Genomic DNA, 14,799 nt, shown 5'->3' with positions numbered 1-14,799 from the left:
TGTTATTCTTGACTGATTCGAACCAAATATTGTCCGTATTGATTTTTTAGCAATGGCTCAGCTAATTTTAAAAGTTGTTCTTTGTTGATAAATCCATTGCGATAAGCTATCTCTTCGATACATGCAACTTTTAAACCTTGTCGCTGCTCAATGGTAGCAATAAAATTTGATGCTTGTAGCATGCTTTCATGAGTTCCAGTATCTAACCATGCCATTCCACGACCTAACACCTTTAAGCTAAGTTTATTTTCTTCCAAATAAATTTTGTTCAGATCGGTAATTTCAAGTTCACCACGTTTCGATGGTTTCAATGCTTTCGCCTTCTCAACAACCGTGTTATCGTAAAAATATAAACCAGTTACTGCATAGTTCGATTTTGGATTTTCAGGCTTTTCTTCCAGGCTTTTTACCAAACCATTCTCATCAAATTCAGCAACACCATATCTTTCAGGATCGTTTACATGATATCCAAACACATAAGCTCCTTCGGTTAATTTAGCTGATTCTTCCAACTGCTTGCTAAATTCATATCCATAGTATAGGTTATCACCAAGAATCATACAAACAGGACTATCGCCAATAAACTCTTCGCCAATAATAAAAGCTTGTGCCAAGCCATCAGGTGATGGTTGTTCAGCATAAGAAATATCCAGGCCATATTGACTACCATCATCAAATAAATTTTTATAAAGAGGGAGATCTTTGGGAGTTGAAATGATAAGAATCTCCTTGATGCCGGCAAGCATTAAAACCGATAATGGATAATAAATCATCGGCTTGTCGTAAATTGGTATAATTTGCTTTGAAATACTTTTTGTGATTGGGTAAAGTCTTGTGCCCGATCCTCCGGCTAATATAATTCCTTTCATATATATTATTTTGAATTTCAGTGTAAGTGATTGGCTTGCAATAAATGCTTATGCATTCTTTGTTTTTGGCCGTTCTATTTAATTGTATTATTGATCTTTTAAAAGAGTATCAAAATAAGTGATGGTTTTTTGTAATCCTTCTCTTAATTGAATCTTAGGCTCCCAGTTGTCCAATTCCTTTTTGGCAAGACTAATGTCTGGTTGTCTTTGCGTAGGGTCATCCTGTGGCAAAGGTAGGTTAATGATTTTAGATTTTGAATTGGTTAATTCGATTACATTTTGAGCCAATTCCAAAATGGTAAACTCATTTGGATTTCCGATGTTAACTGGCCCTGTAAAGTTATGACGGGTTTGCATCATTCTCGACATGCCTTCTACCAAATCATCAACATACTGGAAACTTCTGGTTTGCGATCCATCTCCAAAAATGGTAATGTCTTCGTTTTGCAAAGCCTGCACAATAAAGTTCGATACCACACGTCCATCATCAGGATTCATATTTGGGCCATAAGTATTGAAAATACGTATGATTTTAATGTCAACATTATTTTGGTTGTGATAATCCATAAATAAAGTTTCGGCGCAACGTTTTCCTTCATCGTAGCACGAACGAATACCTATTGGATTTACATTACCCCAATAATCTTCTGTTTGTGGGTGAATTTCAGGATCACCGTAAACTTCACTGGTAGATGCCTGTAAAATTCTTGCCTTTACACGTTTGGCCAACCCAAGCATGTTAATGGCTCCCATAACCGATGTTTTAATGGTTTTTATTGGGTTGTATTGGTAATGAACTGGTGATGCCGGACAAGCCAAGTTGTAAATTTCATCGACCTCGGCAAAGTAGGGAGACGTAACGTCGTGACGTACCAATTCAAAGTATGGATTATCAAGAAGATGAGCAATGTTTTTTTTCGAGCCGGTAAAATAGTTGTCAAGGCAAATTACATCATTTCCTTCCTTAAGAAGGCGCTCGCATAGGTGAGATCCAATGAATCCTGCACCTCCGGTAACTAGTACTCGTTTCATGTGTGTATAGTTAAATTCCTCCCAAGAATTTGGGAGGAATTGATGTTGTAAAATTAATGATTAATTTAATTATTTAGCAAGAACTTTATCTTCCACGCCAATAACTTCTCTACCGATAGAGTAGTAGGTGTACTCATTGTCCTTCATTTCCTCGATGTCGTATATGTTACGTCCGTCGAAAATGATCTTATTCTTCAATAATTTCTCCATTACACGGAAGTTAGGAACTTTAAATTCGTTCCATTCGGTGATTACAATAAGAGCATCAGCATCAATTAATGCTTCGTACTGATCTTTTGCATATTGAACTGAATCACCAATTCTTCTTTCACACTCTTCCATTGCAACAGGATCGTAGGCAACAACTTCAGCACCTTCTTTAAGAAGTTTGTCGATAACTACCAATGCAGGAGCTTCGCGCATGTCGTCTGTGTTTGGTTTAAAGGATAATCCCCAAATACCAAATTTCTTGCCTTTAATATCTCCATCGAAATGAGACATTACCTTCTTGTAAAGAACACTTTTTTGTCGGTTGTTAACCAATTCAACCGATTTAAGAATTTCAAGAGGGTGTCCTTCTTGTTCGGATGTTTTAACCAATGCCTGAACATCTTTAGGGAAACATGATCCACCGTAACCTGTTCCAGGATAAATAAATTTATTTCCGATACGAGAATCCGAACCAATACCTTTGCGAACATTATTCACATCAGCACCAACAATTTCGCATAGGTTTGCGATATCATTCATGAATGAGATTTTTGTTGCAAGCATCGAATTGGCTGCATATTTGGTCATCTCGGCAGATGGAATATCCATAAAAATAACAGGATGATTGTTCATCAGGAATGGCTTGTACAATCTCTTCATTACTTTCTGTGCTTTCTCCGATTCTGTACCAATCACCACACGATCAGGTTTCAAGAAATCATCGATTGCAGCACCTTCTTTCAGGAACTCAGGGTTCGAAGCAACATCAAAAGTCAAGTCTGAATCTCTTTTGTCTAGCTCATCCTGAACGGCAGCTTTAACTTTTTTAGCAGTTCCAATTGGTACGGTACTTTTGGTTACCACCACCATGTAATGTTGCGCATGCTTACCAATTTCGCGGGCTACACCAAGTACATATTGCAAATCAGCACTACCATCTTCGTCAGGTGGTGTCCCCACTGCAATAAATACCGCATCGGCTTCAGTGATACTATCTTTTAAACTGGTTGAGAAAGATAAACGGCCTTTTTCCATATTTCGCTTCACCATAGGTGTTAAGCCTGGTTCATATATCGGAATAATGCCTTTGTTTAGGTTGTCAATTTTCTTTTGATCAACATCAACACAAGTTACGGAAATACCAGTTTCTGCAAAACAGGTTCCCGAAACAAGACCAACGTAACCTGTACCAACAATAGTAATGTTCATATAGATAGTTTTTTAAGTGATTGCTTACGGATTGTGTTTTCGATCCGTAAATTAAAACAAAATAAATTAAAGTAATAGTCTCTAAATAGCAGCATTTTTGCCACTTTAGCGGCTAATGTTATTTTATTACGGAAGATTCAAAGAATAGTTTCTCATAATCAGTTAAAATTTATATTGTTGAGAATCTAAAGAGCTTTAGGTTGATTGTTTGTTCGGCTATAATCATTAAAGGCTGCCCATGTAAAATAGACAGCCTTCATGCTACAACTTAAATTTACTTATGGCATTTATTCAGCTATTGCTGAATATCTTCAGTTTCTTCTTTTTCGTTGCTATTTCGGGTTTTTCTCGATTTAATTTGACTAATCTGGCTAGAAGTTAACTCGTCAATTTCATAGCGGGCATCTATCCAGGATTGATCTACATTTAAATCCGCCATGGTATCGATATATTTAAACAGCAAGCTCATTTCTCTTTTCAGAGCATTAATGGCTTCTTGACTATCAGTATGTTCTCTTTGTGCCTGTGTTTCGTTTCTACTGGTGTAGAAATTTTTAAAATCGTTATGAGCCTTCGTTAGTTTCGTTTGCCAATCGGTAGCATTTATTTTTACAATGGCTGCCGATAAGTTTTCATAGCCTGTAAGGTCGGCAAGTAATTTTTCAAGACGAGAGGTTTCAACCGCATCGCTATCTGAATATAGAGTCCATCCATGCAGCCTAATGCTTTCCACCAGCAGCTCGGCAGCAGCTTCTTTGTCTTCTTCGTTGCAGAGCGTATATGCCCCGCAATAATCGCGAAAGCCTCTAAAAATTTTATCTCTCACTCTGTCTAAGGCCCTAAGCTTTTTAGTGTCCACTTTGGTACTTGGCTTTAGGTGAGCCTTGTCAAGTTTTTCAATACAAGGGGTAAGTCTTGCTTTAATCGCAGATAGATGTGTATCTTCTGGATTGAGAGGAGTAATAATGTTATTCACATTAAGGGAGTAGTTGTACGTTTCGTCAACTTTTGCGTGGGCAAATGGAAATGCTTTCATGAATACTACGTTTTAAAATTACATAAAAAACGAAGCCCTCGGTACTAGCTTTTGTAAGGGAGTATCATATTGGGTTTCGGGTAGGTTTAACATATGGAAATTGAATTTATGGATTTATGTTCTTAAATACAAATAAATAGGGAAAGTTTTTCTTGAGCTGAGGGTTTGTTTATTGATAAGTCTACCTTTCGGGCCAGATAATTCAAGGGCTCTGTAAAAAGCAAAAAAAATGAGTTCATTTTTATATTGATGATATTAATTCAGTTCATGATAAAGGATTTGATTATGATGGACTTGCTTTTTCAATTTTTTGAAAGTAAACTTTGCTGTTGCGATTCATTACTTGAGTTTTTTGAGTGCAGATCTATGCAGAGGAAGGAGCTTTTCAACTTTTTTTAATGCCATCCTTTGTGCATGAAGGTACTTCTCTACTTTTTTGAATGTCATCCTATGTGCACGAACGCACTTCCCAACTTTTTTGAAGCCTGTCCTTGATTGTGGAATTCATTTTTGCTGACAGGATAAGGAAACCACAATGTGCGAGAAGATTAAAAAAAGTCAGGAAATGCCATTAGTACTTGTTGATGGGCCTAAAAAAAATCCAGGAAGTGCTCTCGCGAATGCTTGATGATGTTCAAAAAGTTCAGGAAGTGCATATCTCAATACGAGTTGGTCCTTAAAAAAGTCAGTTAGTGCCTTCGCACTTTCATGGTGGTCCTCAAAAAAGTTGAGAAGCCCTTTCGAACTTTGTTGATGGCTCTCAAAAAAGTCAGGAAGCCATTTTCCGTTTGTTTGATCTTATTCAAAAAACTTGGGAAGGGGTGAGGAGGTGTTTGGTTGGGGTTCAAAAAGTATAAGTAGTGATCAATCTCTTTAATTAGCGAGAGAGGTAGTAAAGAATGATTTGAGATGTGCCTTTATGTGTTCATAGTTTTGATACCTTTGAGATTAAATATTTTTGAAATAGATTAAATATGGATTTAAGATCGAGAGATGATGAGTTTGATTTTATTAAAGATGTGTCAAGGATTTCTGAAGTGGTCAATAGAACGTTGATCGATAGAAGCACTTTGAACCAAACTTTGAGTGCTGTTAATCGAACCGTTGCAAGGTTGGACGGATCAAATCATGCATTAAAGAATTATAATAGATTTTTCAAGCAATTGGGGGGATTGAATCGAATATTTGAAAATTCCGATAAGGTGATCACACGATTGGGAGGATTAAATATTGTGTTAGAAAACCACAATAGAATGTTCACGCAAATGGGAGGGTTGAATCAAGCGTTGGATGATTCTACTAGAGTTTTTAGGCAATTAGGAGGATTAAATAGAATGTTGGAAAAGTCCCATTATTTAAGAAGTTCAAGTGTTCTTGGTTTAGGATTGAATAGGTCCGAGAATAGCTTTTTAACTACAGGTTCAGAACAAATAAAGAGTGTTGTCGGAGTTGAAATTGATCGCGTAAGCAAAGTTGTAAGTGATGTTGTGGATGAGAAAATTGATCCTGCAATAATTGAGATTTGCAAGAAGATTGATTCGAGTAGAGATTCAAAATTTAAAATATTCTTATTTACTATTCTTTTTCCATTGCTTATTAATTATATCACAGATATGATAAATCCATATCTTTTACCAAAATCAAATGAGTCGTCAGTTTCAGATAAAAAGATTATTAAAAAGGAACTCAGTCAAAAGGTAAAAGCAATAGTTCCCTTTTCTTTTATTCGAGATAAGTATCGGTTTGTCAACTGTGATATCTTAAATGTGAGATTGAAACCAACAACCAAATCTGCTGTTGTTGGAAGGTTCAATTTTAGTCAGGTTGTTGAAATAAAGCAAAAGAAACGAAATTGGACTTTGGTTTGTTGGTCAGATCCAGAAAGTGATGTTGTTATTCAAGGATGGGTTTTTACGCGGTACCTTAAAAAATTCAAATAGGGAATATACCATATAAAGTTTGTATGTAGGAAAATTGCTTCTTGATAATATGTATACTACCTTTAAAAACCTAAATCAAATCATTAATAATGAAAATCACTCTAAAACGTCCTGCTGAAAGGATAAACAGGAATGTACCTTATCGGATTTATTTAAATGGTAAAAAGCTTACTGAGTTAAAAAATGGAGAAGAAAAAGAGCTTGAACTTGATTCGGTAGGAGAACTTTGTGCTAAAATTAGCTGGTGTGGTAGCAAAAGTTTATCTGACCTTAAAGAGGGTGATGTAGTTGAAGTGAATGGGAGGGTGTTTTATAATAGAGTGTTGCCATTTTTACCTGCAATTGTACCATTGCTGAGTGTTTTTGCTTTTATGGATGGAGTTGGTGATTTTTGGAAGAATGTCATGTTATTACTTATGACATTATTACTAATAGGACTTGTTGTAGCAATAAGCGTTTTTAGAAAGAAGTGGATCAAAATGCGACGAATTTAGATATGATATAAAAAAAACAGGAACTCCAATCAGAGTTCCTGTTTTTTGCTAAAGGCTAATAGCCAACAGCTCAAACTTACATTTTCTTCAGATACTTGGTCAAAATATAAATTTGCTGTCCTTCTACACGTCCTTCGATATGAGTTGGATCGTCGGCAACCAAAGAGATGCGACGCACTGCAGTACCACGTTTTGCAGTAAATCCTGCACCCGATACTTTAAGGTCTTTAATTAATACTACGCTATCGCCAGCTTGCAATTCTACACCATTGCTGTCAACGTGTTTTACTTTGTCTTCATCCTCTTCGCCTTCGCCTGTTGCTTGTGCCCAAGCCATGGTTTCTTCATCCAGGTAAAGCATGTCCAACAAATCTTGAGGCCAGCCTTCAGCTTTTAGGCGGTTCAGCATTCTCCAAGCCATTACCTGTACAGCAGGAACTGTGCTCCACATGCTGTCATTCAAACAACGCCAGTGGTTGGCATTCATTTTATCTTTATCTTCCATTTGCTCGTGGCAAGTTCCACAAACCAAAATGTGTTGGTCGGCCGATCCGTTTGATGGAGCAACTTCGTATGGCTTTAAACCTTCGCTGGCACCACACAATTCGCAAACCGAAGAGCGTGACTGTAATTCTTTTTCTAAGCTCATTGTTATTTGATTATTCTTCGAAATTTGCTGCAAAGGTAAGGGAGAAATGAAATAATGCCAGTTTAAATCACAAAAAATGTATTAATCGAGGAGTAGTGAAAAGGATAGCGTGGGGGATGAATTCATAATTTATCATTTATAATTCATAATTTAAATAAAGCTTTCTAAATAGCTCATTTCCCCTCTAAGGACATGTTTTATTGCAAGATTTTGCGAAAAAAATATCGTAACTTGTATACTCTTCCGGAATAATTTAATACTTTTGCACGGAATTTTATATATAATGTCTAATTTATTAGTAAATCAGTAGTTTAACACATGGTTGAAGAAAACAAAAAAGTTGACCATTCTGCACCAGATGCAGAATTTGATTGGGATGCTTTCACTAACGAAGATGGTTTCGCAGGTGAAAAGAGAACCGAATTAGAAGCAATGTATGATAAAACGTTATCAACAGTTGCTGAAAAAGAAGTAATTGACGGTACAGTTATTTCTTTGAACAAAAGAGAAGTTGTAATCAATATTGGTTACAAATCAGATGGTATTGTAAGCTTAAACGAATTCAGATATAATCCTGAATTAACAGTTGGTGATACTGTTGAAGTTTACGTTGAGTCTCAAGAAGACAAAAAAGGACAATTAGTTCTTTCACACAAAAAAGCTCGCGCTTTACGTTCATGGGATAGAGTTAACTCGGCTCTTGAAAATGATGAAATTATCAAAGGTTACATCAAATGTCGTACTAAAGGTGGTATGATCGTTGACGTATTCGGAATCGAGGCTTTCTTGCCAGGTTCACAGATCGACGTTAAGCCTATCCGCGACTACGATGTTTACGTTGGTAAAACTATGGAATTCAAAGTTGTTAAAATCAACCACGAATTCAAAAACGTTGTTGTATCTCACAAAGCTCTTATCGAAGCTGAATTGGAACAACAGAAGAAAGAAATTATCGCTAAGCTTGAAAAAGGTCAGGTATTGGAAGGAACTGTTAAGAACATCACTTCATACGGTGTATTCATCGACTTGGGTGGAGTTGACGGTTTGATTCACATTACAGACTTATCTTGGGGTAGAGTAACTCACCCAAGCGAAATTGTTGAGCTTGATCAGAAATTGAACGTTGTAATCCTTGACTTCGATGACGATAAGAAACGTATTGCTCTAGGTCTTAAACAACTTACTCCACACCCATGGGATGCTCTTGATGCAGAGTTGAAAGTAGGTGATACTGTAAAAGGTAAAGTAGTTGTTATGGCTGACTACGGTGCATTCGTTGAAATCGCTACAGGTGTTGAAGGTTTGATTCACGTTTCTGAAATGTCTTGGTCACAGCACTTAAGATCTGCTCAAGATTTCATGAAAGTTGGAGACGAAGTAGAAGCTCAAATCTTAACTTTGGATCGCGAAGAGAGAAAAATGTCTCTTGGTATCAAGCAATTGAAAGCTGATCCATGGGCTGAGGTTGACACTAAATATGCTGTTAACTCTAAGCACACTGCTAAAGTTCGTAACTTCACTAACTTCGGTGTATTCGTAGAAATCGAAGAAGGTGTTGACGGATTAATCCACATCTCAGATCTTTCTTGGACTAAGAAAGTGAAGCACCCAGCTGAATTCACTCAAATTGGTGCTGAAATCGAAGTTAAAGTTCTTGAAATCGACAAGGATAACAGAAGATTAAGCTTAGGTCACAAGCAATTGGAAGAAAATCCATGGGATGTATTCGAAACAATCTTTACAACTGATTCTATCCACGAAGGTACTATCGTAGAAGTATTCGAAAAAGGAGCTGTTATCGCTCTTCCTTACGGTGTTGAAGGATTCGCTACTCCACGTCACCTTGTGAAAGAAGATGGTGCTCAAGCTAAAGTTGATGAGAAATTACAATTCAAAGTAATTGAATTCTCTAAAGCTGCTAAGAGAATTATCCTTTCACACTCAAGAACTTTCGAAGATGTGAAGAAAGCTGAAGAGACTGCTGCGAAGAAAGAAGCTGCTAAATCAACGAAAAAAGGTGTTAAAAAAGTGAAAGATTCACTAGAAAAGACTACCTTAGGTGATATATCAGAATTAGCTGCTCTTAAATCGCAATTAGAAGGTGGTAAAGACGCTGAATAATTTTAAAAAATCAAGGTAACTATGAACTTCAAGATTGACAAGAAAGATGGATACACTTTAGTGCAGGTATTGAAAGACAAATTGGATACTCATATCGCTCCTGCTTTAAAATCAGAATTGGTTTTAATTTCTGGAAACGGTGAGAAAAATATTCTTTTGGATTTGACCCCATGTACTTATTGTGATTCTTCTGGTCTTAGTGCAATTCTTGTAGCGAATAGGTTGTGTAAAAATGCCAATGGAACATTTGTTCTTTACGGCTTGCAGCCTGCTGTTGAAAGATTGGTTTCTATTTCACAGTTGGATTCAGTTCTAAATATTGCTTTCAATATGGATGAGGCTGTTTCTACTATGAAAGCTCAAATTGAATTAAACAAGTAATTGGTGAAATTTGAAGTAACTATTCTAGGCAGTAACTCTGCTTTACCAACAACCAAAAGATATCCAACCGCTCAAGTGCTCAATGTACTTGAGCGGTTCTTTTTAATTGACTGTGGTGAAGGTACACAGATTCAGATGAAGCGATTTCGTGTTCCGATGAGTCGGATCAATCATATCTTCATATCGCATACTCATGGCGATCATATATTTGGCTTAATCGGATTACTTTCTACCTATGCTCTTCAAGGGCGAAAATCCGATTTGCATATATATGGACATAGTAAGCTCGAGAAGTTGATTACATTCCAGTTGGAACTTCTTGAAACCAAGAAGCAATACAATATTTATTTCCACACCATTTTTGGAAAAGAAACACAAACTCTTTTCGAAGATGATAAAGTAATTGTTCAATCTTTCCCATTAAAGCATGGAGCAATGCCGTGTGCCGGATTTTTATTCAAAGAGAAGGATAGACCTCGTACTTTGAATGCTGATTTGTTGGACTATTATAATGTTCCAATTCGTTGTCGCCAATCTTTAAAAATGGGAGAAGACTTTGTAACCGAAGAAGGTGAAGTAATTCCTAATAAGAAGCTAACCAAAGATCCTCCTCCAACACGTTCCTATGCTTTTTGCACAGATACAGCTCCATACAAGAAGATTATCCCTATTCTTGAAAATGTGGATTTGTTGTATCATGAGGCAACTTTTCTAAAAACCGAGGCAAAGCTTGCAAAAGCTACCTATCACTCTACAGCAGAACAGGCAGCCAAAGTGGCTGATGAAGCCAATGCAAAAAAATTGATTATAGGGCATTTCTCATCTCGATTTAAAACATTGAATGCTCACTTGGAAGAGGCAAAATCTGTTTTCGAAAATACTCATTTGGCTGAAGACGGTAAAAAGTTCTCTATAGAACTTAATCGCTAAAGGAATAAACCCGATTTTTTATTCGCACTCAGGTTATAAGCAATCAACTTTTTTATAATTTAGCATCTCGAAAGAATTTATATGATTTCTTTAAGAAGAAGTCTTTAAGTTCGATTGTTAAATTTGACACTAAAACCAACAAACATGAAAAAGATTTTAATCGTGCTTATGGCTGTAGCTGTAAGTTCATCTGTTTTTGCTCAACAAAAACAAGACAAATCTAAATTTAAAGAGTACGAACCAGGTTATTATCAAAATTCTATTTTAAAGGATATTAGAATGGTTGATGCTCAACTGGAAAAGAAAGCTGTTGACAAGCGTTTCTTTATGGATCAGAGTTCATATGATCTTCCGAATAAAATTGAATTGTACAAAGACAATACGGAGTGGGCTTACCCTACCATTTCTCAAGGAAATACAGGGACATGTTGGTGTTTTTCTACTACCTCTTTTTATGAATCAGAGGTTTATCGTTTACACAAAAAGAAAGTGGATATCTCAGAATTGTACACGGTTTACTGTGAGTATATCGAAAAAGCTCGTCGTTTTATTCAGGAAAGAGGAGATTCGATGTTCGGACAAGGAGCTGAAGGTAATTCTGTAGCAAGAATGTGGAAGATTTATGGTGCTTGTCCTCAATCGGCTTACACAGGATTATTGAATGGAAGAAAATTTCATACTCATGAGAAAATGTATACTGAAATGATGGCTTTCTTGAATGGTTTGAAAAAAAGCAATGCATGGAACGAAGAAGAAGCATTGGCTACAATCAAATCGATCATGGATCATTATATGGGAACTCCTCCAACAAAATTTACTGTAGAAGGTAAAGAGTATACACCTAAAACTTATTTGAAAGATTATTTGAAATTGAATCCTGACGATTATGTAGAAATTCTTTCTTATAAGCAAGAGCCATACTGGAAGCAAGTTGAATACAAAGTGCCTGATAACTGGTGGCATTCGGAAGAGTATTATAATGTTCCTCTTGACGAATACATGGAGTCAATTAAGAAAGCAATTCGTAAAGGTTACACCATGAGTATTGGTGGAGATGTTTCGGAAGCTGGTTTCTTGAGAACAACAAATTGTGCAATGGTTCCTAGTTTTGATATTCCATCGGCATATATTAACGAAGATGCTCGTCAGTTCCGTTTCTCTAACGGATCAACTACTGATGATCATGGTATGCACTTGGTAGGTTACTATGTTGACAAAGAAGGAAAAGATTGGTATTTGATTAAGGATTCAAGTTCTGGTTCTCGTAATATCGATGAAAACTCAGCTGAGTTTGGATATTACTTCTTCCATGAAGACTATGTGAAGCTGAAAATGATGGGATATACCATTCATAAAGATGCAGTAAAAGATTTACTTAAGAAGTTTAAATAATATATGGCCCCTGAGGAATTCCTCAGGGGTTCTTTTTTTCTTCTAAACTTGTTTTTTGAATTCTTAATAAAGGCATTTTAAAGTCACAAATTTGTGTATCTTTGTACGCCAAATAAGATTACTGAACAACCCTCAATTTGTAAGTTTATGCAGGAAAAAATTCTGATTTTAGATTTTGGCTCACAGTACACTCAGTTAATTGCAAGACGTGTTCGTGAATTAAACGTGTATTGTGAAATTCATCCTTATAATAATCCACCAGCTATCGATGAGTCGATCAAGGGTGTTATTTTATCAGGAAGTCCGTTCTCAGTGAGAGACGAAAAAGCTCCAATTCCAGATTTATCAGAAATAAAAGGCAAATTACCACTTCTTGGAGTTTGTTACGGTGCTCAGCATTTGGCTCACTGCTTTGGTGGTGAAGTAATGGCATCAAACAAAAGAGAATATGGTCGTGCTAACTTAACTTCGGTTGATAATAGCTGTGCTCTTTTAAAAGGAATTAGCTTGAATTCTCAGGTTTGGATGTCGCATGGTGATACCATAGAAAGAATGCCTGCAAATTATAAAGTAACAGCAAGTACCGCTGACGTGGAAAATGCTGCTTTTGCAATTGAAGGTGAAACAACTTATGGTATTCAATTCCATCCGGAGGTTTATCACAGTACAGAAGGTATTGTTTTATTAGAGAACTTTATTGTTGGCATTTGTGGATGTTCACAGGATTGGACTCCAGATGCATTTGTAGAAACAACAGTAGCAGAGTTGAAAGAAAAACTTGGTGATGAGTCGGTTATTTTGGCTCTTTCAGGAGGTGTAGACTCTACTGTTGCTGCTATGTTATTGCACAAAGCAATTGGCAAAAATCTATATTGTATTTTTGTTGATAACGGTTTACTTCGTAAGAACGAGTTTACAAATGTTCTAAAACAATACGAAACCTTAGGTTTAAATGTAACTGGTGTTGATGCAGGAGAGAAGTTCATTTCTGCTTTGGCTGGTGTTACAGATCCTGAAAAGAAACGTAAGATCATTGGTAATGCATTTGTGGAAGTATTCGACGAGGAATCACATAAAGTAGAAAATGCAAAATGGTTAGGCCAGGGAACAATTTATCCAGATGTAATCGAATCCGTTTCAGTTACAGGAGGTCCTTCTCAAACCATTAAGTCTCACCATAATGTAGGTGGTTTGCCTGATTATATGAAGCTAAAAGTGGTAGAACCACTAAAATTGCTTTTTAAAGACGAAGTACGTCGTGTTGGACGAAGTATGGGACTTGAAGATAAATTTATTAGTCGTCATCCATTCCCAGGTCCTGGATTAGGTATTCGTATTCTTGGTGATATTACTGCTGAAAAAGTGAGAATTCTTCAAGAAGTTGATGATATTTTCATTTCAGGTTTGAAAGAAGATGGATTGTACGATGAAGTTTGGCAAGCAGGTGCTATGTTGTTGCCAGTTCAATCTGTAGGAGTAATGGGAGATGAGCGTACCTATGAAAGTGTTGTTGCTCTTCGTGCGGTTGGTTCTACTGATGGTATGACTGCAGACTGGTCGCATTTGCCATATGAGTTTCTTGCTAAAACCTCAAACAAAATCATCAATAATGTAAAAGGTGTTAATAGAGTTGTTTATGATGTAAGCTCTAAGCCACCAGCAACTATTGAGTGGGAATAAATTTGTTAAAACATGATATGGCGGTAGTACTTTAAAGGTGCTACCGTTTTTTTATGTGGTTTCGAATTGATTCTGATTTGACAAATAGAATTCTTTCGCAATTTCAATTTTATCATTCAACTCCTTCAATTTGGTAAGTGACTTTACGGCATCTTCAGAAAGTATTATTTGTTCTAATTCAATTATTGTTGCCTTGGCCTCATGCATGGAGAAATTGGCTAAAACTCCTTTTAGCTTGTGAGCAGAATCTTTAGCTTTTTTATAATCTCCATCTTCTAAAGGGGTCTGAATTTCTAATATTCGAGATTCTTTAATGCTAAAAAACTTTTCAATAACCTCTTTAATGAAGGCTCTATTGTTATCAACTCTGATAAAAAGCTCATTGAAATCGATAATGGCAAGATCTTTGTCTGTCTTTTTGGGTTCGCGGGGTAAATCAATTAATTTTAGAATTAACGATTTTAGATTCATTTCCTCAGGGAAATATAAAAGTTTATTTACCTTACAAATATTATCCTCCTCTTCGGTTGAGGTTAAAACGAGTAATTTGAATGATTCTGAATCAGAAAAATAGTTTTGTAATGACTCTAAAGTTTCATTTAGATCTAAAGCTGTTTTATCACCAAGTTTAAATTTCGAGATAATTAACTTGTATTCATTTGAAAGAAGTAATTCGGTTAATTCATCAAATGAATCACATTTAGAAAAATTAATTTCAGGCAGAGATTCAATACTTAATGAATAAGTAAATCCAAGCAGTAATATATTGGCTTTATGTTTCATGTTTGTTGAATTCAATGCCCGTATTTCTTAAAAAGATTGTATCTTTCGTCAGGTTCTGTAAAGTACAATCAAT

Annotated in this window: 13 protein-coding genes; 7 read left to right on the top strand and 6 right to left on the bottom strand. The window is 36.1% G+C overall.

The window, feature by feature from the left end:
* Positions 1-2: 2 nt before the first annotated feature.
* The 4 genes from rfbA to DF185_RS11060 all read right to left on the bottom strand — a co-directional run bounded on the left by rfbA (position 3) and on the right by DF185_RS11060 (position 4,356).
* Entirely contained in the window at positions 3-869 is an 867-nt protein-coding gene (rfbA, locus tag DF185_RS11075; protein ID WP_110360814.1) for a glucose-1-phosphate thymidylyltransferase RfbA, read from the bottom strand.
* An 87-nt stretch (positions 870-956) separates the two neighbouring features.
* Positions 957-1,901 (bottom strand): UDP-glucuronic acid decarboxylase family protein, encoded by a 945-nt coding sequence (locus DF185_RS11070; protein ID WP_110360813.1) that lies wholly within the window; start codon positions 1,899-1,901, stop codon positions 957-959.
* Between the two features lie 69 nt (positions 1,902-1,970).
* Positions 1,971-3,320, bottom strand: a complete 1,350-nt coding sequence (locus DF185_RS11065) for a UDP-glucose dehydrogenase family protein (RefSeq protein ID WP_110360812.1) — start codon at positions 3,318-3,320, stop codon at positions 1,971-1,973.
* Positions 3,321-3,615: 295 nt separating this feature from the next.
* Positions 3,616-4,356 carry a DUF6261 family protein gene (locus DF185_RS11060; RefSeq protein ID WP_110360811.1) on the bottom strand — a complete coding sequence of 247 codons (741 nt, stop codon included), beginning with the start codon at positions 4,354-4,356 and terminating at the stop codon, positions 3,616-3,618.
* 974 nt (positions 4,357-5,330) lie between these two features.
* On the opposite strand from DF185_RS11060, the gene DF185_RS11055 reads away from it, so the two are divergent.
* A complete protein-coding gene (locus tag DF185_RS11055; protein ID WP_110360810.1) occupies positions 5,331-6,296 on the top strand; it encodes an SH3 domain-containing protein in 966 nt (321 codons plus the stop codon).
* Between the two features lie 89 nt (positions 6,297-6,385).
* Positions 6,386-6,790, top strand: coding sequence for a hypothetical protein (locus DF185_RS11050; RefSeq protein ID WP_110360809.1), 405 nt, complete (start codon positions 6,386-6,388; stop codon positions 6,788-6,790).
* A gap of 76 nt (positions 6,791-6,866) precedes the next feature.
* Here the strand turns inward: DF185_RS11050 and DF185_RS11045 are convergent, their stop codons facing one another.
* Positions 6,867-7,439 (bottom strand): PhnA domain-containing protein, encoded by a 573-nt coding sequence (locus DF185_RS11045; RefSeq protein WP_110360808.1) that lies wholly within the window; start codon positions 7,437-7,439, stop codon positions 6,867-6,869.
* A 318-nt stretch (positions 7,440-7,757) separates the two neighbouring features.
* On the opposite strand from DF185_RS11045, the gene rpsA reads away from it, so the two are divergent.
* The 5 genes from rpsA (at position 7,758) to guaA (ending at position 13,943) form a co-directional block, all read left to right on the top strand.
* A complete protein-coding gene (gene rpsA / locus DF185_RS11040) occupies positions 7,758-9,560 on the top strand; it encodes a 30S ribosomal protein S1 (protein ID WP_110360807.1) in 1,803 nt (600 codons plus the stop codon).
* A gap of 21 nt (positions 9,561-9,581) precedes the next feature.
* A complete protein-coding gene (locus DF185_RS11035; RefSeq protein WP_110360806.1) occupies positions 9,582-9,941 on the top strand; it encodes an STAS domain-containing protein in 360 nt (119 codons plus the stop codon).
* Between the two features lie 3 nt (positions 9,942-9,944).
* On the top strand, positions 9,945-10,871 hold the full coding sequence (locus DF185_RS11030; protein WP_110360954.1) for a ribonuclease Z: 927 nt from the start codon (positions 9,945-9,947) through the stop codon (positions 10,869-10,871).
* A gap of 144 nt (positions 10,872-11,015) precedes the next feature.
* Positions 11,016-12,263, top strand: coding sequence for a C1 family peptidase (locus tag DF185_RS11025; RefSeq protein WP_110360805.1), 1,248 nt, complete (start codon positions 11,016-11,018; stop codon positions 12,261-12,263).
* Positions 12,264-12,410: 147 nt separating this feature from the next.
* Entirely contained in the window at positions 12,411-13,943 is a 1,533-nt protein-coding gene (gene guaA, locus DF185_RS11020) for a glutamine-hydrolyzing GMP synthase (protein ID WP_110360804.1), read from the top strand.
* A 51-nt stretch (positions 13,944-13,994) separates the two neighbouring features.
* Here guaA and DF185_RS11015 read toward each other — a convergent pair whose 3' ends face one another.
* A complete protein-coding gene (locus DF185_RS11015; RefSeq protein ID WP_110360803.1) occupies positions 13,995-14,726 on the bottom strand; it encodes an Hpt domain-containing protein in 732 nt (243 codons plus the stop codon).
* Positions 14,727-14,799: the final 73 nt, after the last annotated feature.

The sequence above is a fragment of the Marinifilum breve genome (assembly GCF_003202155.1).
Lineage (GTDB): Bacteria > Bacteroidota > Bacteroidia > Bacteroidales > Marinifilaceae > Marinifilum > Marinifilum breve.
The sequence above is the reverse complement of the archived record's forward strand: the minus strand, read 5'-3'. Positions and strand labels throughout refer to the sequence as shown.